This is a genomic window from Rhizobium leguminosarum (genome assembly GCF_004123835.1).
In the GTDB taxonomy this organism is placed as follows: Bacteria; Pseudomonadota; Alphaproteobacteria; order Rhizobiales; family Rhizobiaceae; genus Rhizobium; species Rhizobium leguminosarum_M.
In genome coordinates, this window is record NZ_MZMU01000003.1 from 396,402 (window position 1) to 422,587 (window position 26,186).

Sequence of the window (26,186 nt, forward strand, 5' to 3'; positions counted from 1 at the left end):
CGTCCTCAGGCGGCACTCTCCGCGACCCTCCGCCGGTCGGCGCGAATGCTCATCAATCCGACGGCCATCAAAAGCAGGATCGCCGTCGCATAGAAATCCGTCGTCAGTGCGTAACCGGCCGATTTCGCCAGGAACCCGGCAAGGATCGCCGGCAGGCTGAAGGCGAGGTAGCTCTGGACGTAGAAGGCCGACAGCAGCCCGGCCCGCTCGTCCGCCTTGGCGAGCGGCATGATGGTGCCGATCGAACCAAGGAAATTGGTGCCGAAGCCGACGCCGGTAAAAATTGTGCCGATGAGCAGCAGGGGCACATTGGCAAGATGGACGCCGGCAACGACCGTCAGGATGCCGAGCGTCTTCGCCGACACGCCGAAAACCAGATTGGCCGAGGCCGTCTTGCTGCGCCTGAGATAGACGGCGATTGCTCCGCTCACCATCAGCGCGGTGACGACGGCCCCGCCCGTCAGCGGCGCCCGGCTGCCGGTCGTGCTGGCGACCAGCGACGGGACCAGCGAGAGATAGAAGCCGGCAAGCGTCCAGTTGGCGATATTGATCGGCGTCACCAGCGAGAGCGGCCGCTTCACCTGCGGCGGAACGGTGACCCGCGGTATCAGCGAGCCGAGCGCGCCGGGTCGCTTGGCCCCGGTCTCGCCTGTCAGCCAGATGCCGGCCGCCTGCAGCGTGAAGGCGACAAGCAACAGCGCATAGGTGAGATGCATCGGGAAGGGGCCGAATTGGATCAAGGCGCTGGTGCCGACCGCACCTACCGCCATGCCGCAAAGCGGCGCGATCGAGTTGACGATCTGTCCCTTTGCCCGGTCGACATCGACGAGCGCCGCTCCGATCGAGGCGCCCGCGATCCCGGTTGCCAGCCCCTGCACGATCCGCGCTGCGATCAGCCAGGCGGGACCGCTTGCGGCGACGAAGAGGCCCATGGCGGCGATTTCGAGCACGAGGGCGGAAAAGATCACCGGCTTGCGGCCGAGATGATCCGAGATCGAACCGGCGATCAGCAGCGCCGCCAGCAGCGCGAAGGCGTAGACCGCGAAAATCACCGTGATCAGCACCGGCGAGACGGAAAAGTTTTCCTGATAGATCCGGTAGAGCGGCGTTGGCGCCGCGGAGGCGCCGAAAAAGGTCGCGAGCGTCAGCGCATGAAAGCCGATCGAGGGGCGCGGCGAATTCGCGGTGGATTTGGCTGCGGCGAACATATATAAGCCCCTTAAAGCTAAGCCGTTGCGTTAGCTTACGTAGAGCAGGTGCTCTATAAAAGCAAATTATTTGCGTTAATAGGTCTGTCAAAGATTTTGAACTATCGCCGCCAAGGGGAGAAAGTCGGGTTGCACGCATGACAGTGAAAGAGAATCTCCGTCCGGGCGGCAGAAGCGCCCGGGTTCAGGCATCGGTGCATAAGGCGGTCCGTGAGCTGATGGCCGAGATGAGCCGCACCGACGTGACGATCCCGCTGATTGCCGGCAAGGCGGGGGTGACGCCGTCGACCATCTATCGTCGCTGGGGCGACCTGCAGGAGCTTCTCGCCGATGTCGCCGTCGATCGGCTGCGGCCGGATATGCAGCCGGTCGATGCCGGCAGCGGCGGGGCCGATCTTCAAGCTTGGGCCGAGCAATATGCCGAGGAAATGTCCTCCGGGCCGGGCCGCGAGATGATCCGTGACGTGCTGGCCGCGCAGGCGGGCGCGAATGCTTGTAAATGCAGCGAATATACCCGCCAGCAGATCGACGTCATCGCCGAGAGGGCGAAGGCCCGCGGCGAGGCTTTTCCGGATGTCGACCGCGTCATGGACCAGGTCGTGGCGCCGATCATGTACCGCATCCTGTTCGGCGATGTGCCGGCGACAGCGTGTGTGCGCGATCTGGTTACGCGTGTCATGAGCGCGACGGACTGAGTTTTCTGTTACTCCGCGGCGGCGCGCTTGAGGCCGGAAATCTGGGTGATATAGGCGCGCAGCGCCGCCGGCCGTACCGGCTTGTGCTGAACGGCGATACCGTATCGCTCGGCCTCGCTGCGCACCTCCGGCGTCCGGTCGGCCGTGATCACCAAGGCAGGGATATCGGCGCCGAACTGTCGGCGCAGATGCAGGATGGCGGCAATGCCGGTGCCGTCGCCGAGATGATAATCGGCGATGACGATGTCAGGCGGTCCCTCCCGGCCATCGAGGGCGGTGACCTCGGCGAGGCCATCCAGCGCCTCCACCTCGCAGCCCCAGCCGCTGATCAAGAGGCGCATGCCTTCGAGGATCTTCGGCTCGTTATCGATACAGAGGATCTTCAGCCCGCTCAGCGGCTGCCCGGGACGGTCGGCGGGCGCAACCGCTGCTGCCGCCGCGGCCGGGCGTGAGACGTCGAGCGGCATGGCGATGCGGAATTCCGTGCCCTTGCCATGCGTCGACTGCAGCTCGACCGGATGGTTGAGTACGCGGGCGATGCGGTCGACGATCGACAGGCCGAGCCCGAGGCCGGAGGCGGTTTTGGCACCTTCATCCAGCCGCGCGAATTCCTTGAACACGGTGCGGAATTTCGACGGTGGGATGCCGATGCCGGAATCGATCACCTGGATGATCACCTGGTTGCCGCGCCGCCGCGCCCCGACCACCACCTTGCCGGTGATCGTGTATTTGATGGCGTTGGAAACGAGGTTCTGCACCAGCCGGCGCAGCAGGTTGGGATCGGAGCGGACGCGTAGTGACGTCGGCATGACCACCAGCTTCAGCTGCTTTTCGCGGGCGATCGGCGCGAAATCGGTCTGGATACGCTCCAGCAGGTCGGAGAGCGCGACGGAGGCGAGCCGCGGCCTCATGGCGCCGGTATCGAGCCTGGATATATCGAGCACTGCGCCGAGAATGGTCTCGACCGACTCCAGCGCGGAATCGATGTTGCGCACGATCGGGCTGTTGTCGGATTGCGCCATGCGCTCGACCAATGCCGAGGAATAGAGCCGGGCGGCGTTGAGCGGCTGCAGGATATCGTGCCCGGCGGCAGCGAAAAAGCGTGTCTTGCCGATATTCGCCTCGTCGGCGGCGGCGCGTGCCTCGCCGAGTTCGCGGTTGACGCGGGTAAGCTCGGCCGTGCGTTCGGCGACGCGCTGCTCCAGCGTCTCATTCGCCTGTTTCAGCGCCTGGTCGGCGTTCACGCGCTGGGTGATGTCGGTGAAGGTGGCGACGATGCCCTTGTCCGGCATGGCGTTGGAGCGCACCTCGATGATCCGCTCGCCGCCGCCGAGCACCAGCGCGAAGGGTTTGTCGAGCGTCAGGAAATGCCGCACCGTCTGGCTGAGGTCGCCGGGCGCGATATCGCCGCGCTGGATGAGCGTGGTGACGATATCGGACAAGGGAAAACCGACCTGGCCGGCACTTTCCGGAAGATCCAGCAATTGCCGGAAACGCCGGTTCCAGATCGTCAGCCGGTTGGAACTGTCGAAGACGGCAATGCCCTGGTCCATCTGCGAAAGCGCCGTCTGCAGCATGTCCTGATTATACTGCAGCGCCTCGCTGGCCTGGTCGAGCAGCCAGGCAGTGTCGGAAGAGGCATCCTCGATCTTCTGCAGGATCAATGACAGCACCAGCCGGGCCGAGGACGAGCCGATGGCGCTGCCGAGCAGCTGTTCGCTGAAATGGATGAGCGCCATGTCGGCCGGCTGCTCGTCCTCCAGCTTGCGGCCGGAGCTTTGTTCGTAGGTCGTGAAGGAACGCTGCATGCGCTCTTCGCCGAGATAGCGTGAGATCGCCGCTTTGAGATCGCCGACGCTGATGCGGGTCTTCCAGCCGCGCGTGGCAAATTGCGAACGCGAATGCCGCTTGACGAAGATGCCGGCTTGAATGCGCTCCAGCGGCTTGGCGTTGCGGGTGAGCGAGCCGACGACGAAGAAGGCGGTGTTGACGAGCAGGCTCATCGCCGTCGCATTGACCAGCGGATCGGCGTCGGGCGCGGTGAACAGCGTGGTCCCGGGAAAGATGAAGCCGAGCACGGCGCTCGCCACATAGGAGTAGTCGGGGCCGCCGAGCGAGGGCAGGAACAGCAGGTAGATCCAGATGACGAAGCCGGAGGTAAGCCCGAGGATCGCGCCGCGCGCATTCGCCCGCCGCCAGATCAGCCCGCCGAAGAGCGCTGGGGCGATTTGCGCGATCGCGGCAAAGGAAAGCAGGCCGATCGAGGCAAGGCCGGCGGTGCTGTCGGTCGAACGGTAATAGGCGTAGCCGAAAAGCAGCACGGCGAAGATGGCGCTGCGGCGGATGTTGAGCAGCGTCTTGGCGAAATTGTCGCGCAGGCTGGCGCGGCCGCCGGCGAGTTTGCGCCGGAGGAAGATCGGCATGATGATGTCGTTCGACACCATGATCGACAGTGCGACGGAATCGACGATGACCATCGCCGTTGCGGCGGAGAAACCACCGATGAAGATGATCAGCGAAATGACGGGCATCTGGCCGGCAAGCGGCAGCGACAGCATGTAGAAATCGGCATTGCCGGTGCCGCCGAACGTCAAGAGCCCACCGATCGCCACCGGCAGCACGAAGAGATTGATGGCGATGAGATAGGTGGGAAACAGGAAGCCTGCGAGTTTCAGCTGTTTCGGGGTCCGATTTTCGACAACCGTCACGTGGAATTGCCGCGGCAGCAGGATGATCGCGAAGGCCGACAATAGGATCAGGGTGATCCAGCGGCTGATCGGCGTGTGGTAGCTGAGCGCCGACATGACCAGCTCATTGTCGACGGTCTTGCGCCAGAGATCGGTCGGGCCGTCGAAGAGAAACCAGATGACGCAGACGCCGGCGGTCAGGAAGGCGACGAGCTTGACGACGGATTCCATTGAGACCGCGAGAATGAGGCCGTCCTGGTGTTCGGTCGCATCCGTATGCCGCGTGCCGAACATGATGGCGAAGCAGGCAAGCACCAGTGTTGCGAGGAGCGGCAGGTCGAGGAAGTAGAGATTGCCGCTGCCGATGCCGTAATCGGACGGATTGACCATGGCGCTGACGGTGCTCGAGATCGCCTTGAGCTGTAGCGCGATATAAGGGATGGCGCCGATCAGCGAGATCAGCGCGACGATCGTTGCGACCGTCGGGTTCTTGCCGTAACGCGCGGCGACGAAATCGGCGACCGAGGTGAGCTTCTCCGCCTTGGCGAGCTCGATGATGCGGCGAAGCAGCGGCATGCCGAGCGTGAAGACCAGGATGGGACCGATATAGATGCCGGCAAATTCCAGGCCGCGCTGCGCCGCAAGCCCGACGCTGCCGAAATAGGTCCAGGAGGTGCAGTAGATCGCAAGGCTCAGCGCATAGACAACCGGCCATCCGCCCAGCGTGCCCGGGCCGGACGCGCCCTGGCCGCGGTTCTTGCGGTCGCCATAGCTTGCCACGGCGAAAAGCAGGAGCAGATAGCCGAAGGCAGACGCGAATATAACCCAGCCTGGAAGCATTGACCCTCCGCCGGCGGAAAACCCGCCGGACCTCCCGCAACGTGGGTCAGCTTAAGTCATTTCAGGCGCTTTGAAAATTCCTGGCCGTCTAGGCCTTAAGTCAAAGACCGCAGGGGGTATCGCCAAACAATTGCGATTGCCGATTGATTAATTGCAATGAAGATGTAGCTAATAAATTCCATTGGATATCTTTGAAATGGATCGAAGGGAGACGGATCCGATGCTCAATGAGTTCAAGGCCTTTATCGCCCGCGGCAATGTCATGGATCTTGCAGTCGGCGTCATCATCGGCGGCGCCTTCGGTGGCATCGTCAAATCTTTGGTGGATGACCTTATTATGCCGATCGTCGGCGCCATTTTCGGCGGCTTCGATTTTTCGAATTACTTCCTCCCACTGTCGTCGGCCGTCAACGCGCAGTCGCTCGCCGCCGCCCGCGAGCAGGGAGCGGTGTTTGCCTATGGCAGTTTCCTCACCGTTCTCATCAACTTCCTCATTCTCGCCTGGATCATCTTCCTGATGGTCAAGGGCGTGAATACCCTGCGTGCCCAGGTCGAGCGCCAGGAAAAGGCGGCACCGGAAGAGCTGCCAGCACCGGCGGCAGACGTTCAGCTGCTGACGGAAATCCGCGATCTTCTCGCCCAGCGCCCGACGGCTTGATCCGGGCTGGAGCCCGTCCGCTTCGGCCGGGCTCATTCATCACCAAAATCGATATGCCATCACTGGATGTCATGGGATTTGCCGGCGCAAATCCGCTATGAAGGCGGAAACCGGAGATATGCATGTCGATTGTCAGCAGCCTTAGCCCGCGCGCCGTAGCGGCGCCCGAAAGCGGGATCGTCGAACTCGTCAACTATGCCCGTGGCCGCGAAGGCCTGCTGCCGCTCTGGGTGGGTGAGGGCGACCTGCCGACGCCCGATTTCATCAGCAGAGCGGCGATGGATGCACTTGCCGCCGGCGAGACCTTCTACACCTGGCAGCGCGGCATTCCGGAGCTTCGCCAAGCGCTTTCCGATTATTACGACAGACATTTCGGAATCCGGCTTCCGGTCGAGCATTTCTACGTCACCGGTTCCGGCATGCAGGCGATCCAGATCGCCGTGCAGGCGCTGACCTCGCCGGGCGACGACCTGGTTTACCTCTCGCCTTCCTGGCCGAACATTGCCGCCGCCCTCGAGATAGCAGGTGCGCGCTCGCTCGGTGTCGAGCTGCAGTTTGAAGGCGGCAAATGGGCGGTCGATCTTGACCGCATCGAAACCGCGATCACCCCGAAAACCAAGGGCATCTTCATCAACACGCCGTCGAACCCGACGGGCTGGACGGCAACGAAACAGGATCTTGGCGATCTCTTGGCGCTTGCCCGCCGGCACGACCTCTGGATCATGGCGGATGAAATCTACGCCCGCTACTATTTTGCAGGCGGCCGCGCGCCCTCTTTCCTCGATGTGATGGAAGAGGGCGACAAGGTCATCTTCGTCAATTCCTTCTCGAAGAACTGGTCGATGACCGGCTGGCGCGTCGGCTGGATCGTAGCACCCCCTGAAATGGGCCAGGTGCTCGAAAACCTCATCCAATATTCGACATCGGGGGTGGCGCAGTTCATGCAGAAGGGCGCTGTCGCAGCCCTTGATCAAGGCGACGATTTCGTCGCTGCCAATATCGCCAAGGCGGCCCGCTCCCGCGATATTCTCTGCGATGCGCTTGTCGCCACCAACCGCGTCGAGACACTGAAGCCGGACGGCGCGATCTACGCCTTCCTGAAGATCGACGGCGTCGCCGACAGTCGCAAGGCGGCGCTCGACATCGTCGACAAGACAGGCGTCGGTCTTGCTCCCGGAACTGCTTTCGGGTCTGGCGGCGAACTCTTCCTGCGCGCCTGTTTTCTGCGCGACCCCAAGCAGGTGGCGATCGCGGCCGAGCGCCTCTGCGACTATATCCTCAAGCTCTGACGGGATGATTTTGTGCCGGAATCGCCGGATCGATAAAACTCTAGCAAAGCCCGAAATCGGCCTCTAACCACGACTCCAAACATACCGGTTCAAAGGCCTTCCAAAGGCCGTTCGATAAGAAAATTGGAAAGAAAAACCGGCGCCTGATGCCCCTGCTTATAAAAACGAAAGCAGGGATGCGGGACATGGCGGTTTTGGTGACGGGCGGCGCCGGTTATATCGGCAGTCACATGGTTTGGGCGCTGCTCGATGCGGGCGAGGATGTGGTCGTGCTCGACCGCCTCTCCACGGGCTTTCGCTGGGCCGTGGCGCCGGCGGCGCGTTTCTATCTCGGCGACATTGCCGATCCCGACATATTGAAAAAGGTCTTCATCGAAAACGACATCGAGGCGATCATCCATTTCGCCGGCTCTGCCGTCGTCCCGGTCTCGGTCGCCGACCCGCTCTCCTACTACGACAACAATTCCGGCAAGACCCGGGCGCTGCTGAGCGCTTCGGTCAAGGCCGGTATCCGCAACTTCGTCTTCTCCTCGACGGCGGCCGTCTACGGCCAGCAAAAGACCGATCTGCCGGTGAAGGAGACGGCCTCGCTCAATCCGGAAAATCCTTACGGCCAGTCGAAGCTGATGACTGAATTGATGCTGCGCGATGCTGCCGCCGCCTATGATTTCAACTATGTCGCGCTTCGCTACTTCAACGTCGCCGGCGCCGACCCGCACCACCGCGCCGGCCAGTCGACCTCAGGCGCCACGCACCTCATCAAGGTTGCCTGCGAGGCAGCACTCGGCAGGCGCGATAGCGTCCATGTCTACGGCATCGATTATCCCACCCATGACGGCACCGGCGTGCGCGACTACATCCATGTCAGCGATCTCACGGATGCACATCTGAAAGCGCTGCAGCACCTGCGCAGAAGCAAGGGCTCGCTCGTTGCCAATTGCGGTTATGGCAGCGGCTATTCCGTGCTCGATGTGCTGAACATGGTCACCCGCCTGCACGGACATTCCTTCAAGATCCACATGGCGCCGCGCCGCTCCGGCGATTCGGCAAGCGTCGTCGCCGACGCTTCGCTCGCCCGGCAGGTGCTCGACTGGAAGCCCAGATACGATTCGCTGGAAACCATCGTCCAGAGCTCGCTCGATTGGGAACTGTTCCTGTCGAATAAGAACGTCGACGACCTGCACAGCATCCACCGGGCACTCGCCGCCGCTTCGTTCTGATCCGGGAACCCGTTTACCATCCCCGCGCCAGCGGGGGGCGCGTGCCGTTACGTGAATAAGGAAAAATCAAGCTTTCTCTTGCTGGCTGGCCAACGGAAAAGAAAATGAAGAACTTTCTGGCCTCATTGCAGCTGCAAAAAGACAATCCGACGCTTCTGACGGCGCAGTTCCGGGCCTTGTCGTCGCAGATCCCCATTCTCTATGTCCTGCTGATCATCAATGCCCTGGCGGTGGCGATCACCCACCTCAAATCCGCGCCCCTTTGGCTTTCGCTCTACATTCCCGTGGCCTTGAGCGTCCTCTGCGTCTTCCGTCTCTGCTGGTGGGAGATCCGGGGCAAGGAAAACGTCACCGCCGAGCGGGCCTACAGGCTGATGAAGGTCACGATATCAGGGGCCGGCATCCTGGCCGTCGCTTTCGGCAGCTGGGCGATCGCGCTTTACCAATATGGCGATGCTTCCCAGCAGGGTCAGATCGCCTATTTCCTCGTGGTGACGGGCATTTCCTGCATCTTTTGCCTGATGCACCTGCCGATGGCGGCAGCCCTCACCACGGTCATCACCTTCTCGGCCATGGCCGCGACCTTCTTGTTCTCGGGCACTCCCGTTTTCGTCGCGACGGCCATCAGCGGCCTCTTCCTGATCCTGCCCTTCCTCAGGGTGATCAACAGCTATTTCCAGAATTTCGTCGGTCTTGTGCAATTGACCGAGGAGCTGAAGCAGAAGCAGGCGGAAGCCGAAGAGCTGAACCTCGTCAACAGCCGCAATGCGCTGCATGACCAGCTGACCGGCCTTGCCAATCGCCGCAGCTTCTTTCTCTCGCTGGAAAAACGGCTGCAAAAGAATCCGTCCTCGCCGCCCGTCCTCGGCATTCTCGATCTCGACGGCTTCAAGCCGGTCAACGACGTCTTCGGCCATGCCGCCGGCGACCTCGTGCTCAAGGAGACGGCCCGCCGCTTCGTCGCGCTGGTCGGCGAAGAGGGCATCGTCTCCCGTCTTGGCGGCGATGAGTTCGGCATCATCTTCCCCTGTTCGATGACGCGCCAGGCGATCGCCGATCTCGGCCTGGCGCTCTGCGCGGCCGTCCGCGACCCTTTCGAAATCCCCGACGGCTCGGTCCGCGTTTTCGGCTCCTGCGGCATCGTCTATCCCGATATCGGCACATACACCGCCGAGGATCTCTACGAGAAAGCGGACTTCGCTCTTTATCAGGTCAAGAGCAAGCGCAGCAGCGGCGTCGAATTCTTCTCGGCCGAGCACGAGAAGATCCTGACGCAGCGCCACCTGATCGAACTCGAGCTGCAGGCGAACGACTTCGCCAAGGAATTGAAACTCGACTATCAGCCGATCGTCGAGTTGAAGAGCGGCCGCGTCGTCGCTTACGAGGCGCTCGCCCGCTGGGACAGCGCCCGCTTCGGCCGCATCAGCCCTGACGCCTTCATCCCGGCTGCCGAGCGCACGGCCGTCATCGGCCGCATGACCCGCATCCTCTTCGCCAAGGCGCTCGAAGCGGTGGCGATCATTCCACGCCATCTCAGGCTGTCCTTCAATCTCTCGGCGCGCGATATCTGCGATCACGAGACCTCGATGGCGCTGCTTGCCATGATCACCCGCTCCGGCATCGATCCGAAGCGCATCGAATTCGAGATCACCGAGACGGCGCTGCTCTCCGATTTCGACACAGCCGACCAGGTGATATCAATGCTGCGCGCCGCCGGCATCTCGATCGCGCTGGACGATTTCGGCACCGGCTATTCGAGCCTCAGCCATATTCATCGTCTCGGCTTCGACAAACTGAAGATCGACAAATCCTTCGTGATGAATTTCGATCGTGACGCCCGTTGCATGAACATCACCCGCTCGGTCGCCAATCTCTGTCAAAATCTCGGCATTGCCTCCGTCGCCGAAGGCGTCGAAAGCGAAGAGATCGCCGAGGGATTGAAGGCGATGGGTGTTCGTCTGGCGCAGGGCTATCATTTCTCGCGGCCGCTGCCGCTGGAACTTGCCATCGATTACGCCGCCCGATGCGAGGCCTCAGCCTCCGCCCGCAATTCGCTGTCTGCCTGACCGATCGATCTCGATCCGTCGCAAATCGACTGGAGCGATGCCGCGGGGTCGTCTATTCATGGTCGCAACAGATGAGGTGAACCATGCAGGACGGCGAACGGCCAGACGAAGTCATCATTGAACGGCGGGGTACCGCAGGCATCATTCGGCTCAACCGGCCGCGGGCGCTGAACAGCCTGACCCTGCCGATGATCCGGGCGATCACTGCGGCCCTTCACGACTTTGCCCGAGATTCCGAGGTGGCAAGCGTCGTGGCGATGGGGGAGGGCGAACGCGGCTTCTGCGCCGGCGGCGATATCCGCGTCTTGCATGAGAGCGCTCGCGCTGGCGACGGTCTAGCGGCAAGCTTCTGGCGCGAGGAATTCCGCCTCAACCATCTGATTGCCTCCTATCCCAAACCCTATGTCGCGCTGATGGACGGCATCACCATGGGCGGCGGCGTCGGCCTGTCCTCGCACGGCCGCCACCGCATCGTCACTGAGCGCACCCGGCTTGCCATGCCCGAAACCGGCATCGGCTATGTCCCGGATGTCGGCGCCACCTGGCTGCTGCCGCGCGCACCCGGCGAGGCTGGAACATGGCTCGGCCTGACAGGGCTCGATATTGCTGCTGCCGATGCGATCCACGCTCGCCTTGCCGACCTTCAGATCGCCTCGTCAAGGCTGGATGAAGCGATCGATGCTCTCTCCGCCCTGCCGCGCGCCAGCTCATCCGGCGATGTCGATGCCGTGCTGCAGGCGCTTTCTGAGCCCCAGGGAGAAAGCCGGCTCAGGCAGAACGCGGCGGTGATCGATCGCGCATTTCGGTACGATAGGGTCGAGGAGATCCTGGCAGCACTCGCCGAGGAGGAAGACGAATTCGCCGCCGAGACGCGCCGGGTGCTGCTAACGCGTTCGCCGACCAGCCTGAAGCTCGCTTTGCGGCTGTTCAGGGCCGGCCGCCGCAGCGCCTCGCTTGCCGAATGCCTCGGCCGCGAACTCGGTGCCTGTCTGCAGATGCTTGATAATCCCGATTTCTTCGAGGGCATCCGCGCCGCCGTCATCGACAAGGACCGCAACCCGAAATGGTCGCCGGCATCAGTCGAGGCTGTGGAGGCGGCAAGGGTCGAATATTTCCTGAAACCGGCCGAACCGCCGCTTTCACTCTGAACGCTATCCAGTTATCGCCACATGCCGCGCATGCGGGCGCCGACATCGATGCGCACCTGCCGCGCCTGCGCTTGCGCGGCCTCCGATTTTCCCTGCGGCCAGCTGCAGGCCTCGAAGAACTGCAGCAGCGTCGCGGGAATGAAGCGGCTGCGTGAGGCATAGACATGCCGGTCGCCCTGCGAGTTCTGCCCATAGGTGAAGAAGCGTTGCGGCACGACGAGGTCGAGACCATCTCGGGCGCGCGTCATCGCCACATAGAGCAGCCGGCGTTCCTCTTCGATTTCGGCGGTGGTGCCGACGGCGAGATCGCTCGGTATGCATCCGTCGACGACGTTCAGCATAAAGACCCTCGTCCATTCCTGGCCCTTGGCGGAATGGATCGTCGACAGGATGAGATAGTCTTCGTCGAGAAGCGGCACGCCCGCCTGGTCGCTGGTCGCGTCCGGCGGATCGAGCGTGAGCTCGGTAAGAAAGCGCTCGCGCGAGGCATAACCGCTAGCGATCTGCTCGAGCTGCAGCAGATCGGCCTGCCGCGTCGTCGCGTCCTCGTGCAGCCGTTCCAGATGCGGCGCATACCATTGCCGCGCCAGGCCGATTTCCGCCGGCCAGCCGGCCTTGCCGGATTTCAGCTCCTGCAGCATCGAAACGAACATTGTCCAGTCCTCGCCAGAGCGCGGCGGTGCCGGCATGGCGCCAAGAGCAGTAATCGGGCTGGCATCCTCGGCCATCAGATCGAGCGTCTTCTGCGCCGTCGACGGCCCGACGCCCGGCAGGATCTGCATCAGCCGGAAGCCCGCCACCCGGTCGCGCGGGTTCTGCGCGAAGCGAAGGGCGGCCAGCATGTCCTTCACATGCGCGCTGTCGAGAAACTTCAGCCCGCCGAACTTGACGAAGGGAATGTTGCGCCGGGTCAGCTCGACTTCCAGCGGCCCGCTGTGATGCGAGGCGCGGAAGAGCACGGCCTGCTGCTTGAGCTTCAGGCCTTCCTCGCGGTTGTCGAGCACCATGTCGGTGATGTAGCGCGCCTGCTCGGCCTCGTCGCGCACGGTGACGAGGCGCGGCCGCTCGGATGATTGCCGCTCGGTCCAGAGATTCTTGGTGAAGCGCTCCGAGGCGAGATCGATGACGGCGTTGGCGGCGGCGAGGATCGGTTGTGTCGAGCGGTAGTTGCGGTCGAGCGTGACGATATTGGCGGCCGGGCTGAAGGCGGCGGGAAAATCGAGGATGTTGCGCACGGTCGCGGCACGGAAGGAATAGATCGACTGCGCATCGTCGCCGACGACGGTCAGCCCCTGGCCGCCGGGCTTCAGCGCCAGCAGGATCGAGGCCTGCAGCCGGTTGGTGTCCTGATATTCGTCGACCAGCACATGGTCGAAGCGGCTGCCGATATCCTCGGCAATCATCGCTTCGCCGACCATCTGCGCCCAGTAGAGCAGCAGATCGTCGTAATCGAGCACGTTCTGGCTCTGCTTGGCCTCGACATAACTGGCGAAAAGTTCGCGCAGCTGTTTCTCCCACGTCGCGCACCAGGGAAAGACGTCGCGCAGCACGAGGTCGAGCGCGGTTTCCGAATTCACCGCCCTGGAATAGATGGCAAGGCAGGTGCCCTTGGTGGGAAAACGGCTTTCCGTCTTCGAGAAACCGAGGTCGTGCCGGAGCAGGTTCATCAGATCGGCACTGTCTTCGCGGTCGTGGATGGTAAACCCAGGATCGAGACCGATCTGCTCCGCATAATCGCGCAGCAGCCGGGCGCCGATGCCGTGGAAGGTGCCGGACCAGGAAAGCGCATCCGCCATGACGCCGGCATTCGCACCAAGCACATTGCGGCAGATGCGCTCGACACGCCGCGCCATCTCGGCGGCGGCCCGGCGCGAGAAGGTCATCAGCAGGATGCGGCGCGGATCGGCGCCCTTGACGATCAGATGGGCGACCCGATGCGCCAAGGTATTGGTCTTGCCCGAGCCGGCGCCGGCAATGACCAGCAGCGGCCCGGCAATATGGCTGCCGTCGATGAGCGTGCCGTGCTCGACGGCCATGCGCTGCTGCGGATTGAGCTTTTCGAGATACATCCAGCCGTCCGGTCGGGCTCCCGCAGAATCACTGGGGAAAGATTAGATGTTCCTTGAATGTTCGCGATTGCCGCCGCTGTCAAGCGATCTGGCGCGCGAGCAACATCTCAGTCGGGGAAATCCGGACCGATCTCGCGCCGCACCAGCTTCAGGCTGCGGTCGGGCTGAAGGATATAGGTTTCCTCCACGCGCTGTCCCGTCCCGTTGTAGAACTGGTTGTAGACGGCGCTGCCGACCGGCGACTTGGTGAGCTTCGTTCGCGGCTGGCCGCCATAGGTAATGCTGCCGGGAATGGGTTCCAGCGCCGGCGTATCGGCCGAGGAGCAGCCGGCAAGCAATGCCCCGGCAAACAAGGCGGGCAGAAGCGCTTTCATCGTCGTCGTCCTTTTTCGATTGCAGCCAGATATGGAAGCCGCGGCGCCGTTCGCCAAGGTAGCCCGTGCCACGGCGCAGGCATCGCTGTCGAACAGGCTCTTCTTTTCCGGGGGACGCAACGAATGCGTCGCTGCGGCGTTGACAGACATCAACCAACATCAGGAAACGTTCACGGTGCTCGGCTTTCCAGCATTCACGGGGCATGACGAGCCCGGCCGGCAGGGCCACAGCGATGCCGCGACGCGGGCCTCGGTGGAGAGCGCGCTTCATGCGGCCGCCGATATCGAAGCCGGCGAAATCACCGTCAGCATATCGGGCTCCTATGTCATCCTCGAAGGTTTCGTGCGCCGGCGGGGCGATGTCGAGCGGGCGATCGAGATCGCCGAGGGCGTCGTCGGCCGAGGCTATGTGCGTGGTCGCCTGCTGCGACGCTAATGCATGTCGCCTAAAACTGTGCAGCGGTTTTAGGACAACGACATCAAATAAAAGTCCGGCGAGGAGAGGCTGCGCCGATCTGCGCGCATGTCATTGCGATCCATGAAGGGAACCAAAATACCCTTCCGCGTGTTGAAAGGCCGGACCTAAACGCTGGAGACTCTCATGCAGTTGCTTCCTCGCCTCTGGGCAACGACCTTGATAGTGGGTTGCGGTGTCCTTGCCGGCTCCGCCCATGCCTCGCTGGAAACCGGCACGAATTATTCCGCTTTGCCGAAGGACCAGATCGCCCTCAACGAATATACCGGGGCCGTCGCCTGCCAGCCGGTAGAGCCGCACTATCTCCCCTCCTTCATCCGCGCGGCGGACGGCACGATCATCGGCGTCGGTTATGTCGAGATCGAGAATGAGAGCGGCGCGGATTGCTGAAAAAAGGCGGTCCTGCTCGGGCGAGGCTCGCCTGCGTTTCCGCAGAGAGTACCGAGCCTCTAACCATCATCATGATGGCTGGCCATCTTCTATGAATACACCTGTACCAGGCGCAACGCCCTTTGCACCAAAACCCGGCACGCATTTGTTGCAGGGTTAAACTAAAATTAAAGCATTGTGCCGTTCCGGCACGCTTGCGCGCCCAGAAGGCGAAAATCGCCCGAAATTCCTTGCCGAAGTGCTAATGCAACTTCAGCTTCGCCTCTTCGGCGGCCGCCAGAAACTCGGCCCTTGCTTCTTCCACGCTCTTGCGCCCATCGAGCGCTGCCCGGCAGGCGCTGCGGGCCTTGATATAACGAAGCCCGCGCACACTCGGCCAGAGATCCGCCAGGCATTTCAGCGCATCGAATGGCCCATTGACCGTTCGTGCATCGGCACCTTCAAAACCAACCTTGACCGGGCTGTTCCATCTTTCAGTTGCCATCGACGCTCCTCCACGATTTTCGACAGAAACGAAGTGCAGCATCTCCCAGTTCCTCCGGGGAGACTTTGCGATAGTTAATACTCTAGCGTGATTTTCACGGTCAGCAATGGTGGAATGGATTGCGGCTGGTGGGGCGAATTGTCTGCTTGATGAGATGGACCGAGTGATGAGTACGGGGATCACGCGTCCAGAAGCCGGCGTAGCGGTTGAATTTGCTGTCTTCCGCTTGCGCGAACGTAACCGATGTTCGGTGCGGGCAAAAATCGAATGGCTGCGGGACGAAACAGACGAAAACATTAATAGATTCCGCGCAGAGATTTTGTCTCACATTTCTTTAGCTTTGATTAGCCGGTATTGTGGCGCTTCGGATAAACCCGAACTGCGCCGATTGACAAACCGACGATCTAAAAAGCAAATGGCCCCATACTTGAAAGCATGAGGCCATTCACTGTGATAGGTTTCCCAGAAAATCAGTTCATCTCACTAACTACGATTAGCAGTTGGACCGAAGTTTGCAACATCTACGATATTGCCGTAAAGTGCGACCCAAGGAACGTCTTGCTCCTTGCGATTTCGCTCTCTAATTAACCAGCGCTTTTCGCCTGTCAAGTGAAAAATGCTGGCAATCGGATTGTAGCGTCATTCAACCGGTGACGTAAAGCCCAAATGAATTTTCCTGGTCATCGGTTCCACGCTTTTGATATTTACGCGGATCTGCATTCCCGTCGTCAATTGGCCTCTGATCGGCAGCGGAACGTCTTTAGTTAATAGGAGGCCGCTCACCTTGTCAGAAAAATCAATAAAAAAGCCGTATGGCTGCTTCCTAGCCAAAGTTACCACATGCTCTGATCCGACTTTCAGCTCCTCAGCAGCTCTTAGCCATGGGGCCAGCCCAGTTTCTTCAGCAAGATTCTCCAAGGACGCTATCGCGTCCTTAAAACCCGGAAGAGTTATTTCCGCGCCGTTGGCTAAATACGAGATATGTTGGGCTAGCTTCTCAGAGCGACTGCGGAAGTAGTCGATGCAAACCGAAGCATTAGCAACCGTAGCAACAAGCGAAAACTGCTTCTCTGCATCTGCAAGACGCTCGGCGATGGACCTCGCGACACTTTCGACCTCAAATGAGGAGTCTTCCGCGAGAGCAGCCCAGTAGTTGGCATCTGTTAGAAGATTGAGATGGACAACTCCTGCAGGAGAAATTTTTACCAAGGTCTCGCGAGCAATTGCAAGTCGAAAGTCCTCTGTCAGAATGCAGTGTGCGTTGACAAGAAACTCAAGTTCCCGCAGTGCAACGTCTTCCTCAATGCCTACTCGCGACAGATCAGCAAGAAGATCAGTAACTCTGAAATAACCGTCAAGTTTAGTGGGTCCAGATTTTGAGATGCGCTCATTTAACCAAGCCAGTAATAATATCCTGCTAAAGCCCATAGCTGCGTCTGGGTGAAGCTCGCTCTGTACAATGTTTTTGATATAAGATTCTTTATTGCTGAAAAAACGCTTATTACGGCGAAGCAAGACGCGCATGATGACGTGCAGGGGTATTTTGTGGTTTCCCTTAGAGCTTTTGATACTAAAAATCTCGCTCTCGGGGATGTGGCCACTGTTACAAATTTCCAAGAAGAGCTCAAACGCTCGTCGAATGTTTCGCCCTGCTAGCCCGAGCAAAAGGCGGCTCACCGTTCGGTCGTTGACAAAAATTGACGCAACAATCGAAGCAAGATAACGACCTTGATCACTTGAGGCGTAGTCTACGTGCATTGAGTTGGGCAACTCGTAGCGAAGATTTTTGGGCGCGCTCGAAGAGATCTCGTCAAGTGCCATTTGAACTCTTTTCACTAGCACTTCATGGAAGTCGGGTGGCTCTACCCTGAAAACTAAGTCCTTTAGTGCGGTGTCCAGCGGTGGTTCATCACGATGATGATCATATGTTTCTTCGCGAAGTGGCAGAATAACGAGACTGCGAAATTCAGCTTTAATCCATTGGGCCGCCTGAAACATTAGAAGCTGTTCGTCGCGAGTCCGCTTGTCGCAATTATCCAAAACGATAATTACCAGCTTGCCCTTCTCTCCGCCGCAAAAGCGGCAATAGCACATGGTCGTCTTATGCAGATCCGCTTGTTGTTTCCCGAGATCTTCTGCTAGCATACGGTTGTACTCCGCCGGGTCTGAGTACAGCTTTCCTTTGCCTTTGCGGAAAGCGTTCACCTCTACTGAGTAAAGAGACGTTAAAGTTTCCAGTTCTTCGAAATCTAAATCCGGGTGCTGGCTTTGGATGCTGCTAATAATCTCGTGTCGTAGCCAGTCGTAAATCTCGGTCGGCGATCCCGGTGCGAGATTCATGTTGAGATGAACCCATAGGGTTTTCGATCGCAGATCCGCGTCTAATGCAACTTCCTGCACATAATCGATAAAGGTGGATTTCCCAGACCCCACACTTCCGACTACCAGCATCACCTGCTTTTCGAGTTCGCGGCCGCGGCCTAGCGTATCGATGAAAACCTTTGGCTTCGTGGTGTCCTCAATGAGTCGCGCAGATGTGTGAGAATGGGGGACCGAGGCGCGAATTAATTTATCGATCGGCTTAAGATAACGATTTCGACTACCAGATTGTACATATGCCTTCGTCACGACCTTTGCTCTGTCGGCGCGGCTTTCAGGCTGAAATATGAACCGAAGGTTGTCCGCCAGGGTCGCTCCGAAGGAATTCCGAGACATGGCTTCATCTGCAATGGATGGCCCTCCCAACATTGACTTCGGCCGATATTTTCGTTTCGACTTCGTCTTTAGCTTAATGGCCGCCAGCTTTTGCTGAAGCGCAGTCTGGCTGAGAAGATCCTGCAAGTCAGCAAGGCCTCGGGAGTGTGGCTCCAGATCGATAGTTTTTATTTTGATATCGGGCTCTGCCGAGTTCGGATGACCTGCCCAAACCTGTTCAGCATTGACAGCAATGACTACCGTCACAGGGTTAACATCCCGCTGAAAAATCGCATTCAACTCGTTGGCATATAGTCGGGCTTCTCGGTAGGCTGCAATCAGATCAGCGCCAGGTTCTTTGGCTTCAATTACACAAAGCGGATATCCCTCACCCACAATGATGTAGTCGGGAAAGTAGCTTTTTAGATCTGTGCCTTTACCGATATCGAACTTGCGGATGTTGCGTTTCGTCACGACATTTTCGGGCCGCATGCCTAAGCCATGAGGGTGCGGCGTAGTAAGCAGTGGATAGATGATCTTTTGCTCTACGTCGCTTTCGCTCTTCAGATCTTTCAAGGAAATTGCCTGGTCCATGTTTTCACCGCCACACTACTGGTAGAAAAGTATTATGACGATGCAACGTAAAAGTCATCGGCGGAGCGGAACGTCCAACAGCTTTTTGTGAGAAATGACGCGTTTCAACATCGGCGAGGGGAAATGCTCAGCAAGGCGCCATTTGGCCTTGGTTAAGCTTCTCAATCTTCCCAAGATGAAGATGTGATCTTAAGTCTCACATGAACATCCTAAGAACAGACTGCGGAATCTGCGTGCAATTCGCGTTCTGTTCTGCTGTTCCAGCGTTTCGCACATGTTGGCGCAAACCACTGTTACAGTCTTCCGATTGATTTAATTCAAAAAAACTGGTGCTGCCGAGTGGGATTGAACCACCGACCTCACCCTTACCAAGGGTGTGCTCTACCACTGAGCTACGGCAGCAGGACCAGTACCCGTGCGAGCCGGGTGGCTCAATCGCGAGAACGGGGGGCTATTGCCACAGCTTGGCGGCCAGCGCAAGCCGCAAATTCCAACTTCGCGTCGATTGGGATGAAGGGCCTTTTGGATTGGTGCGATTTCGGCTAATCCTGTCGCATGAATGAAAAGACCGAAACCGGCCAGCAGAGCCGCAAACAGGCGATCGAGGCACAGGCAAAACTGCGCCGCGAGCGTGCCGCCGAAAAGCTCAGGGAAAATCTGGGGCGACGCAAACAGCAGGTCCGCGCCCGCCGTTCCGGCCAAGCCGACGAAACAAATGGGCTGCCCGCCGCAAAATTGGACGAATCGTAATGTTCCGTCCGTCGCGAATTGAAGCGTGTCGATAAATCCCCTAAACACCTCACTCCTTATTCCAAGGCAGAACTTTCAGGAAAGGCGGGCGCTGCCCGTAAGCGCACATGGATCGTATCAGAATCGTCGGCGGTAATGAGCTGAATGGCATCATTCCGATTTCCGGCGCCAAGAATGCCGCACTGCCGCTGATGATCGCCTCGCTTCTGACCAGCGATACGCTGACGCTCGAAAACGTGCCGCATCTGGCCGATGTCGAATTGCTGATGCGCATCCTCGGCAATCACGGCGTCGATGTCGCCGTCAACGGCCGCCGCGAGCGCCAGGAAGATTCCTATTCGCGCACGATCCACTTCACCTGCCGCACCATCGTCGATACGACCGCATCCTATGAACTGGTTTCGAAGATGCGCGCCTCCTTCTGGGTCATCGGCCCGCTGCTGGCACGCGAAGGCCATTGCCGCGTTTCGCTGCCGGGCGGCTGTGCCATCGGCACGCGCCCCGTCGATCTCTTCATCGAAGGCCTGACGGCGCTCGGCGCGACCATGGAGATCGATGCCGGTTATATCAACGCCAAGGCCCCGGCTGGCGGCCTGATCGGCGCGCGCTACACCTTCCCGAAGGTCTCCGTCGGCGCCACCCATGTGATGATGATGGCGGCAACGCTTGCCCGCGGCACGACGGTGATCGGCAATGCCGCCCGCGAGCCTGAGGTCGTCGATCTCGCCAACTGCCTGAACGCCATGGGCGCCAAGATATCGGGCGCGGGTACCGCGACGATCACCATCGAAGGCGTCACCTCGCTCTCCGGCGCCCGCCATCGCGTCCTGCCGGATCGCATCGAGACCGGCACCTATGCCATGGCCGTCGCCATGGCAGGCGGCGACGTCGTGCTCGAAAATACCGACGTGGCGCTGCTCGAAACCGCGGTGGAAACGCTGCGCCGCGCCGGCGCGGAAATCTCGTCGACCAACAATGGCATGCGCATCAAGCGCAATGGCGCCGGCATCAGGCCAGTCGATATCGTCACCGATCCTTTCCCGGGCTTCCCGACCGATCTGCAGGCGCAGTTCATGGCGCTGATGACCCGTTCTTCAGGCGTCTCGCATGTCACCGAGACCATCTTCGAAAACCGTTTCATGCATGTGCAGGAGCTTGCCCGCCTCGGCGCCAGGATCTCGCTGTCCGGCCAGACGGCGAAGATCGAGGGTGTCGAGCGCCTGCGCGGTGCGCCGGTCATGGCGACCGATCTGCGCGCCTCCGTCTCGCTCGTCATCGCCGGCCTTGCCGCCGAGGGCGAAACCACGGTCTCCCGCGTCTATCACCTCGACCGCGGTTTCGAGCGGCTCGAGGAGAAGCTGACCCGCTGCGGCGCCATCGTCGAGCGCATCAGCGAGTAAGCACCGTTCATCCCGGTTGCGTAATTGGTCGCCGCGCCTTATTTCCCTTGTCTGACGCATCGCCATTCCGGCGGTGCCCGGCCTAGGCTGGTAATGGGATGAGGCTGAATGACCGACCTGAAACTTGTTGCGCTCGATAACGAGGATCTTGCGATCATGTCCGCGCATATGCAGGACAGCGTCTTCAAGGTCGGCGACATCGACTGGTCGCCGCGTGACGCGCAGTTCGCGCTTGCCGCCAATCGTTTCGTCTGGGAAGGTGCCGAGCGCAAGCGCAAGGGTTTCGAGCGCCGCCGGGCCGCCCTGGTCTTCAAGCGCGTGCTTGCCGTCCGTTCGCTCGGCGTCGATCGGGGGAAACGCGACGAAGTGCTGTCGCTGCTGGCGCTGCGCTTCGAGCAGAAGGGCGAGGGGCCGGAGGGCACGATCGAGCTGTCGCTGTCGGGCACGGCCTCGATTGCGCTCGATGTCGAATGCATCGAAGTCCAGCTGGCCGATATCGGCGGCGCCTGGGAGGCTTCCTCCAAGCCTCGCCACCGCTGACATGACGCCGGAAGTTTGAACATCGCAGTTTCAAGTTGAGAAGGAATATCGGCCTTGGCAATCTGGCTGGATCAGGCATCGGAAGGTTTCGAGCAGCATTTTGCCGCCTTTCTGACGACGAAGCGCGAAGTCTCCGAGGATGTGAACGTTGTCGTTCGCGCCATTATCGATGACGTGCGCGCCCGTGGCGATGTGGCGCTTGCCGAATATTCGCTGAAATTCGACGGCATCGATTACGCCACCGTCCCGATGCGTGTCACGCCTGAAGAGATCGACGCCGCCGTCGAGGCGGTGCCTTCGGAAGTGCTGGGGGCGCTAAAGCTCGCGGCACTGCGCATCGAATCCCATCATCGCCGGCAGCTGCCCAAGGACGATATCTACGAGGACGATATGGGTGTCGGTCTCGGCTCGCGCTGGACGGCGATCGAAGCGGTCGGCCTCTATGTTCCGGGCGGCACGGCGAGCTATCCGAGCTCGGTGCTGATGAATGCCGTGCCGGCCAAGGTCGCCGGCGTCGATCGCATCGTCATCGCCGTTCCCGCCACCGGCGGCGCCGTCAATCCGGCGGTGCTTGCCGCCGCCAAGCTTGTCGGCGTCACCGAGATTTATCGTGTCGGCGGCGCCCAGGCGATCGCGGCCCTTGCCTACGGCACTGAGACGATCGCCCCGGTCGCCAAGATCACCGGCCCCGGCAATGCCTATGTCGTCGCCGCCAAGCGCCATGTCTTCGGCACCGTCGGCATCGATATGATCGCCGGCCCCTCCGAGGTGCTGGTCATCGCCGACAAGGAAAACAATCCGGATTGGATCGCAGCCGACCTCTTGGCCCAGGCTGAGCACGATGTCAGCGCCCAGGCGATCCTGATCACCGATGATGCCGCATTCGGCAAGGCGGTGGAGCAGGCGGTCGAACGCCAGCTGAAGACGCTGAACCGCGCCGAGACGGCGGCAGCAAGCTGGCGCGATTTCGGCGCGGTCATCCTGGTTGCCGATCTGAAACAGGCCATTCCGCTGGCAAACCGTATCGCTGCCGAGCATCTGGAGCTCGCCGTCGCCGATCCGGACCGGCTGCTCGACGGCATCCGCAATGCCGGCGCGATCTTCATCGGCGCCCATACGCCTGAGGTGATCGGTGATTATGTCGGCGGTTCGAACCATGTGCTGCCGACGGCGCGTTCGGCGCGCTTCTCATCCGGCCTTTCGGTGCTCGATTTCGTCAAGCGCACCTCGATCCTGCGCCTCGGCCCGCAACAGCTCCGCACCCTCGGCCCGGCGGCGATCGCCCTTGCCGTTTCCGAAGGCCTCGATGCCCATGCGCGATCGATCGCGATCCGCCTCAACCTCGAAAGGTGAGGGAATGGCGAAGGGCGATTTCCGGCTTTGCGACGTCGTCCTTGACGATACGATCGGCCGTTCGACGCCCGATGTCGAGCATGAGCGCGCCGTCGCCATCTTCGATCTGATCGAGGAAAACAGCTTCGAGCCGCTCGGCCATGCCGGCGGACCCTACCGGCTGAACATTTCGCTGGTCGATTCGAAGCTGGTTTTTGCCATCACCACCGAAGAGGGCGGCGGCGTCGCCACCCATATCCTGTCGCTCACGCCCTTCCGGCGGATCGTCAAGGATTATTTCATGATCTGCGAGAGCTATTACGAAGCGATCCGTTCGTCGACGCCGAGCCGCATCGAGGCGATCGACATGGGCCGGCGCGGCATCCACAATGAAGGCTCGCAGACGCTGAAGGATAGGCTGGCCGGCAAGATAGAGGTCGATTTCGACACCGCCAGGCGCCTTTTCACGCTGGTCTGCGTGCTCTACTGGCGCGGATGACGGCAATGGAGCTCTCCGCCGACGTCGAGGAGGGGAAGCGGCCGGGCGCCATCCTCTTCATGTGCGGGATGAATGCCATCCGCTCGCCGATGGCCGAAGCGATCGCCCGTAGCATTCTGCCGGCCAATACCTATATCAGGTCCGCCGGCGTTCGCGCCGGCGAGCGCGATCCTTTTGTGGATGTCGTGCTCGAGGAGATCGGGCTTTCCCTTGGGCGCCGCCAGCCGCAGACGCTGGAAGAACTCGAAGACGATTACTTCGATCTGATCATCACGCTGTCGCCCCAGGCCCATCATGCCGCACTCGAGCTGACGCGGTCGAGTGCGGTCGACGTGGTCTATTGGCCGACCATGGATCCGACGGTTGCAATCGGAACGCGCGAGCAGATTCTGGAGAGCTACCGCGAGGTCCGCGATCACTTGGCCGGCCTCATCGAAAGCCGGCTACTCAAACGAAATGGCATTGCCGCGCAATCGGCATGAAAACAAATAAAGGAAAGCCTGATCAACGAGGTTCACAAACCCGCGTTGATTGTGTAGTTTCCGCCCAAATTTTAAAGGCGCGCGCTGCGCTGCCTATTCAACCCACAGGAAGAAAACACTTATATGCCTAAAGAAGAAGTCCTCGAATTCCCGGGAATCGTCACCGAACTTCTGCCGAATGCGACGTTCCGCGTGAAGCTCGAAAACGAACACGAGATCATCGCCCACACCGCGGGCCGCATGCGCAAGAACCGCATCCGTGTTCTCGCCGGCGACAAGGTGCTTGTGGAAATGACGCCCTACGATTTGACCAAAGGCCGCATCACCTACCGTTTCAAGTAAGTTTGCCCGAAGGTCCTGCAAGGGTTCTTGCTCCCGTCTGCCGATGGTCGAGGTTCCATGGCGCTGAAATACAAGCTCATTCTGGCTTCAGGCTCGCCCCGGCGCGTCGACCTGCTCAACCAGGCCGGCATCGAGCCCTCGCGCCTGATGCCGATGGATATCGACGAGGCGCCGAAGAAATCGGAGCATCCGCGTTCGCTTGCCCGCAGGCTTTCGGCTGAGAAGGCCGAAGCCGCCCTTGCCGCCATCAAGGGCGATATCACCTGGAAGGGCAGCTATATCCTGTCCGCCGATACGGTGGTCGCCGTCGGCCGGCGCATCCTCGGTAAGGCTGAGTTCGCCGACGAGGCGTTGAACTCGCTGCATCTCCTGTCGGGACGCAACCACATGGTCTACACCGGCGTTTGCCTGGTGACCCCGGATCGCAAGGTCCGTCAGAAGATCGTCGAGACCAAGGTACGCTTCAAGCGTCTCTCCGGCTTCGAGATCGAGAACTACCTGGCCTCCGGCCAGTGGCGCGGCAAGGCAGGCGCCTACGGCATCCAGGGCCTTGCCGGCACCTTCGTGCAGAAGATGGTGGGCTCCTACACCAATGTCGTCGGCCTGCCGCTTTATGAAACCATTCTGCTTTTGACCGGCGAAGGCTTTGATGTGTATAGCCGGTGGCCCGAGGGCTGACCCCGACGGCCGATGCTTAAAGCGCGTCACGATCTTTCAGATCCGCGCGTCGCGCTTTAAGGCTTTGTTTTTACGCATGTCGTTGTCGCAAAACCGCGACATGCTTTAGGACGGACCGATATGCCTGAAGACAAGAAAACGGCCGCCAAGGTCGAACCGCTGCGCAAGACGCGCCCTTGCCCCGAATGCGGCAAACCTTCGAACCGCGAACATTACCCCTTCTGCTCCAACCGCTGCCGCGAGGCCGATCTCTCCCGCTGGCTGACCGGCGCCTATGCCATTCCGGCTGCCGACGATGAGACGAAGGCTGACTATCCGGATGAGGAAAACTAATGCATGCCGCCTAAACTGCGCAGCGGTTTGGGGACAATGACATGCATCTGATAAAGACTTGAAGCGCGCCCCGCAAATCCAATTCGATGCGACGCGCTTTGGAAGAATTCCGCCCGCGAAGCTCTTATTTTTCCTCATGAATCCGCAAAGCGGGCAAGACCGTCAAAAAAGAGTCATTTGACGCTTGCCATGGGCGAACAAGATGCTATAACCCCGCTCGCTTCCGGGGTGAACCAAGGCCCCGCGGTTCCTTTTCTGAAAGGGACCATCGGAAGCAGGTTAGCCCAGGTAGCTCAGTTGGTAGAGCAGCGGATTGAAAATCCGCGTGTCACTGGTTCGATTCCGGTCCTGGGCACCACTTATAAATTACTGCTTTTGCATATATTTTAGCTCCTTCTTTTGATGGTTTTTCACCTGCGTCTAGACACTATTTTTTCCGCTTGTAGACGTTTTTCGTTTTTTGTCTGTTCACCTCGGCATCGAAATCGCTGACCGTCTCGGCCATCTTCTTGGATGTGTCAGCCCGACGCGAATAGTGCTTGGCCATGCCCTCGGTCTTCTGCCCGAGCATCTCGGCGATCGTCGCGTAGTCCTTGCCCATCTCGCGCAGAATGGTTGCGACGGGTGTGTCTGAGGCCTCAGCCAGACCAGGTTGATGGTGCGCCCTCGTCATCGCCAAGTCGTGGCCGGATGCCACGAAGCGATAGATAGCCGTCGATACCACGCGCTGCCGGGTTCGCCCCTCGCAGCTTTCCGTCCCTGCGGCGGCCGGTACGCTGGCGGAGGGCTGTGGAGATTGAGTGTGCCCTCCCGGCCCAATGTTGCATCCTTCTTTTAAACTCCGCCTAGGTCGGCGCCGGCCGAGTAGGGTCATCGAATGGAACCAACACCGGTCATTGCCGTTGTAAGCTAGGGAGTCCCACCATGAGCAACGCCCGT

General features: G+C 60.4%; 25 protein-coding genes and 2 tRNA genes. 19 read left to right on the forward strand and 8 right to left on the reverse strand.

Going from position 1 to position 26,186, the window contains the following annotated elements; genetic code table 11:
- Positions 1-5: 5 nt before the first annotated feature.
- The gene (locus B5P46_RS05685; protein WP_129417856.1) at positions 6-1,208 is read right to left on the reverse strand and encodes an MFS transporter; all 1,203 of its coding nucleotides are present in this window, start codon (positions 1,206-1,208) and stop codon (positions 6-8) included.
- Positions 1,209-1,345: 137 nt separating this feature from the next.
- Between B5P46_RS05685 and B5P46_RS05690 the strand changes: the two genes are divergently transcribed.
- Positions 1,346-1,903 carry a TetR/AcrR family transcriptional regulator gene (locus tag B5P46_RS05690; RefSeq protein WP_129417857.1) on the forward strand — a complete coding sequence of 186 codons (558 nt, stop codon included), beginning with the start codon at positions 1,346-1,348 and terminating at the stop codon, positions 1,901-1,903.
- A gap of 8 nt (positions 1,904-1,911) precedes the next feature.
- On the opposite strand, the gene B5P46_RS05695 is transcribed toward B5P46_RS05690, so the two are convergent.
- Positions 1,912-5,430 carry a PAS domain-containing hybrid sensor histidine kinase/response regulator gene (locus B5P46_RS05695; RefSeq protein ID WP_129417858.1) on the reverse strand — a complete coding sequence of 1,173 codons (3,519 nt, stop codon included), beginning with the start codon at positions 5,428-5,430 and terminating at the stop codon, positions 1,912-1,914.
- 220 nt (positions 5,431-5,650) lie between these two features.
- Between B5P46_RS05695 and mscL the strand changes: the two genes are divergently transcribed.
- The 5 genes from mscL (at position 5,651) to B5P46_RS05720 (ending at position 11,811) form a co-directional block, all read left to right on the forward strand.
- Positions 5,651-6,088, forward strand: a complete 438-nt coding sequence (mscL, locus tag B5P46_RS05700; protein ID WP_129417859.1) for a large conductance mechanosensitive channel protein MscL — start codon at positions 5,651-5,653, stop codon at positions 6,086-6,088.
- A 122-nt stretch (positions 6,089-6,210) separates the two neighbouring features.
- Complete coding sequence (locus B5P46_RS05705) at positions 6,211-7,377, forward strand: pyridoxal phosphate-dependent aminotransferase (RefSeq protein WP_129417860.1); 1,167 nt, start codon at positions 6,211-6,213, stop codon at positions 7,375-7,377.
- A 185-nt stretch (positions 7,378-7,562) separates the two neighbouring features.
- Entirely contained in the window at positions 7,563-8,597 is a 1,035-nt protein-coding gene (galE, locus tag B5P46_RS05710; RefSeq protein ID WP_129417861.1) for a UDP-glucose 4-epimerase GalE, read from the forward strand.
- Positions 8,598-8,701: 104 nt separating this feature from the next.
- A complete protein-coding gene (locus B5P46_RS05715; protein ID WP_129417862.1) occupies positions 8,702-10,663 on the forward strand; it encodes a putative bifunctional diguanylate cyclase/phosphodiesterase in 1,962 nt (653 codons plus the stop codon).
- A gap of 83 nt (positions 10,664-10,746) precedes the next feature.
- Complete coding sequence (locus B5P46_RS05720; protein WP_129417863.1) at positions 10,747-11,811, forward strand: enoyl-CoA hydratase/isomerase family protein; 1,065 nt, start codon at positions 10,747-10,749, stop codon at positions 11,809-11,811.
- Positions 11,812-11,822: 11 nt separating this feature from the next.
- On the opposite strand, the gene B5P46_RS05725 is transcribed toward B5P46_RS05720, so the two are convergent.
- Both B5P46_RS05725 and B5P46_RS05730 read right to left on the reverse strand, forming a co-directional pair.
- Entirely contained in the window at positions 11,823-13,880 is a 2,058-nt protein-coding gene (locus B5P46_RS05725; protein WP_129417864.1) for an ATP-dependent helicase, read from the reverse strand.
- Positions 13,881-13,987: 107 nt separating this feature from the next.
- Positions 13,988-14,254: a membrane protein gene (locus B5P46_RS05730; protein ID WP_026237233.1), complete on the reverse strand. Its 267-nt coding sequence runs from the start codon at positions 14,252-14,254 to the stop codon at positions 13,988-13,990.
- Positions 14,255-14,429: 175 nt separating this feature from the next.
- Between B5P46_RS05730 and B5P46_RS05735 the strand changes: the two genes are divergently transcribed.
- Together B5P46_RS05735 and B5P46_RS05740 are read left to right on the forward strand one after the other, a co-directional pair.
- Positions 14,430-14,690: a BON domain-containing protein gene (locus tag B5P46_RS05735; RefSeq protein WP_129418841.1), complete on the forward strand. Its 261-nt coding sequence runs from the start codon at positions 14,430-14,432 to the stop codon at positions 14,688-14,690.
- 165 nt (positions 14,691-14,855) lie between these two features.
- Positions 14,856-15,119: a hypothetical protein gene (locus B5P46_RS05740; protein WP_129417865.1), complete on the forward strand. Its 264-nt coding sequence runs from the start codon at positions 14,856-14,858 to the stop codon at positions 15,117-15,119.
- Positions 15,120-15,360: 241 nt separating this feature from the next.
- On the opposite strand, the gene B5P46_RS05745 is transcribed toward B5P46_RS05740, so the two are convergent.
- A complete protein-coding gene (locus tag B5P46_RS05745) occupies positions 15,361-15,603 on the reverse strand; it encodes a DUF982 domain-containing protein (protein ID WP_129417866.1) in 243 nt (80 codons plus the stop codon).
- A gap of 106 nt (positions 15,604-15,709) precedes the next feature.
- Here B5P46_RS05745 and B5P46_RS05750 point away from each other — a divergent pair, with 106 nt between their 5' ends.
- Complete coding sequence (locus B5P46_RS05750) at positions 15,710-16,042, forward strand: hypothetical protein (RefSeq protein ID WP_129417867.1); 333 nt, start codon at positions 15,710-15,712, stop codon at positions 16,040-16,042.
- A gap of 200 nt (positions 16,043-16,242) precedes the next feature.
- Here the strand turns inward: B5P46_RS05750 and B5P46_RS05755 are convergent, their stop codons facing one another.
- Entirely contained in the window at positions 16,243-18,891 is a 2,649-nt protein-coding gene (locus B5P46_RS05755; protein ID WP_129417868.1) for an RNA-binding protein, read from the reverse strand.
- Between the two features lie 327 nt (positions 18,892-19,218).
- Positions 19,219-19,293: transfer RNA gene (locus tag B5P46_RS05760), tRNA-Thr, on the reverse strand.
- Between the two features lie 153 nt (positions 19,294-19,446).
- On the opposite strand from B5P46_RS05760, the gene B5P46_RS05765 reads away from it, so the two are divergent.
- From B5P46_RS05765 to B5P46_RS05810, 10 genes are all read left to right on the forward strand, one after another.
- Positions 19,447-19,641 carry a hypothetical protein gene (locus B5P46_RS05765; RefSeq protein WP_003545311.1) on the forward strand — a complete coding sequence of 65 codons (195 nt, stop codon included), beginning with the start codon at positions 19,447-19,449 and terminating at the stop codon, positions 19,639-19,641.
- A gap of 107 nt (positions 19,642-19,748) precedes the next feature.
- Entirely contained in the window at positions 19,749-21,041 is a 1,293-nt protein-coding gene (murA, locus tag B5P46_RS05770) for a UDP-N-acetylglucosamine 1-carboxyvinyltransferase (RefSeq protein WP_129417869.1), read from the forward strand.
- 108 nt (positions 21,042-21,149) lie between these two features.
- A complete protein-coding gene (locus B5P46_RS05775; RefSeq protein ID WP_129417870.1) occupies positions 21,150-21,581 on the forward strand; it encodes a DUF2948 family protein in 432 nt (143 codons plus the stop codon).
- Between the two features lie 54 nt (positions 21,582-21,635).
- Entirely contained in the window at positions 21,636-22,934 is a 1,299-nt protein-coding gene (hisD, locus tag B5P46_RS05780; RefSeq protein ID WP_129417871.1) for a histidinol dehydrogenase, read from the forward strand.
- A 4-nt stretch (positions 22,935-22,938) separates the two neighbouring features.
- Positions 22,939-23,412, forward strand: coding sequence for a UPF0262 family protein (locus B5P46_RS05785; protein ID WP_017958916.1), 474 nt, complete (start codon positions 22,939-22,941; stop codon positions 23,410-23,412).
- Positions 23,409-23,894: a low molecular weight phosphatase family protein gene (locus tag B5P46_RS05790; protein ID WP_206735312.1), complete on the forward strand. Its 486-nt coding sequence runs from the start codon at positions 23,409-23,411 to the stop codon at positions 23,892-23,894. The genes B5P46_RS05785 and B5P46_RS05790 overlap by 4 nt, the downstream gene beginning before the upstream one ends.
- A 123-nt stretch (positions 23,895-24,017) precedes the next feature.
- A complete protein-coding gene (gene infA / locus B5P46_RS05795; protein WP_003545338.1) occupies positions 24,018-24,236 on the forward strand; it encodes a translation initiation factor IF-1 in 219 nt (72 codons plus the stop codon).
- Between the two features lie 57 nt (positions 24,237-24,293).
- Positions 24,294-24,914 carry a Maf-like protein gene (locus tag B5P46_RS05800; RefSeq protein WP_129417873.1) on the forward strand — a complete coding sequence of 207 codons (621 nt, stop codon included), beginning with the start codon at positions 24,294-24,296 and terminating at the stop codon, positions 24,912-24,914.
- A gap of 120 nt (positions 24,915-25,034) precedes the next feature.
- Positions 25,035-25,247 (forward strand): DNA gyrase inhibitor YacG, encoded by a 213-nt coding sequence (yacG, locus tag B5P46_RS05805; RefSeq protein ID WP_129417874.1) that lies wholly within the window; start codon positions 25,035-25,037, stop codon positions 25,245-25,247.
- A 282-nt stretch (positions 25,248-25,529) separates the two neighbouring features.
- A tRNA-Phe gene (locus B5P46_RS05810) sits at positions 25,530-25,605 on the forward strand.
- A gap of 69 nt (positions 25,606-25,674) precedes the next feature.
- On the opposite strand, the gene B5P46_RS34290 is transcribed toward B5P46_RS05810, so the two are convergent.
- Positions 25,675-25,971, reverse strand: a complete 297-nt coding sequence (locus B5P46_RS34290) for a hypothetical protein (protein WP_164986448.1) — start codon at positions 25,969-25,971, stop codon at positions 25,675-25,677.
- Positions 25,972-26,186: the final 215 nt, after the last annotated feature.

Bases quoted from the DNA above. Each gene is read 5' to 3' on its own strand.
- B5P46_RS05685 (WP_129417856.1), bottom strand. From the start codon at position 1,208: ATGTTCGCCGCAGCCAAATCCACCGCGAATTCGCCGCGCCCCTCGATC.
- B5P46_RS05690 (WP_129417857.1), top strand. From the start codon at position 1,346: ATGACAGTGAAAGAGAATCTCCGTCCGGGCGGCAGAAGCGCCCGGGTT.
- B5P46_RS05695 (WP_129417858.1), bottom strand. From the start codon at position 5,430: ATGCTTCCAGGCTGGGTTATATTCGCGTCTGCCTTCGGCTATCTGCTC.
- mscL (WP_129417859.1), top strand. From the start codon at position 5,651: ATGCTCAATGAGTTCAAGGCCTTTATCGCCCGCGGCAATGTCATGGAT.
- B5P46_RS05705 (WP_129417860.1), top strand. From the start codon at position 6,211: ATGTCGATTGTCAGCAGCCTTAGCCCGCGCGCCGTAGCGGCGCCCGAA.
- galE (WP_129417861.1), top strand. From the start codon at position 7,563: ATGGCGGTTTTGGTGACGGGCGGCGCCGGTTATATCGGCAGTCACATG.
- B5P46_RS05715 (WP_129417862.1), top strand. From the start codon at position 8,702: ATGAAGAACTTTCTGGCCTCATTGCAGCTGCAAAAAGACAATCCGACG.
- B5P46_RS05720 (WP_129417863.1), top strand. From the start codon at position 10,747: ATGCAGGACGGCGAACGGCCAGACGAAGTCATCATTGAACGGCGGGGT.
- B5P46_RS05725 (WP_129417864.1), bottom strand. From the start codon at position 13,880: ATGTATCTCGAAAAGCTCAATCCGCAGCAGCGCATGGCCGTCGAGCAC.
- B5P46_RS05730 (WP_026237233.1), bottom strand. From the start codon at position 14,254: ATGAAAGCGCTTCTGCCCGCCTTGTTTGCCGGGGCATTGCTTGCCGGC.
- B5P46_RS05740 (WP_129417865.1), top strand. From the start codon at position 14,856: ATGCAGTTGCTTCCTCGCCTCTGGGCAACGACCTTGATAGTGGGTTGC.
- B5P46_RS05745 (WP_129417866.1), bottom strand. From the start codon at position 15,603: ATGGCAACTGAAAGATGGAACAGCCCGGTCAAGGTTGGTTTTGAAGGT.
- B5P46_RS05750 (WP_129417867.1), top strand. From the start codon at position 15,710: ATGGTGGAATGGATTGCGGCTGGTGGGGCGAATTGTCTGCTTGATGAG.
- B5P46_RS05755 (WP_129417868.1), bottom strand. From the start codon at position 18,891: ATGGACCAGGCAATTTCCTTGAAAGATCTGAAGAGCGAAAGCGACGTA.
- B5P46_RS05765 (WP_003545311.1), top strand. From the start codon at position 19,447: ATGAATGAAAAGACCGAAACCGGCCAGCAGAGCCGCAAACAGGCGATC.
- murA (WP_129417869.1), top strand. From the start codon at position 19,749: ATGGATCGTATCAGAATCGTCGGCGGTAATGAGCTGAATGGCATCATT.
- B5P46_RS05775 (WP_129417870.1), top strand. From the start codon at position 21,150: ATGACCGACCTGAAACTTGTTGCGCTCGATAACGAGGATCTTGCGATC.
- B5P46_RS05785 (WP_017958916.1), top strand. From the start codon at position 22,939: ATGGCGAAGGGCGATTTCCGGCTTTGCGACGTCGTCCTTGACGATACG.
- B5P46_RS05790 (WP_206735312.1), top strand. From the start codon at position 23,409: ATGACGGCAATGGAGCTCTCCGCCGACGTCGAGGAGGGGAAGCGGCCG.
- infA (WP_003545338.1), top strand. From the start codon at position 24,018: ATGCCTAAAGAAGAAGTCCTCGAATTCCCGGGAATCGTCACCGAACTT.
- B5P46_RS05800 (WP_129417873.1), top strand. From the start codon at position 24,294: ATGGCGCTGAAATACAAGCTCATTCTGGCTTCAGGCTCGCCCCGGCGC.
- yacG (WP_129417874.1), top strand. From the start codon at position 25,035: ATGCCTGAAGACAAGAAAACGGCCGCCAAGGTCGAACCGCTGCGCAAG.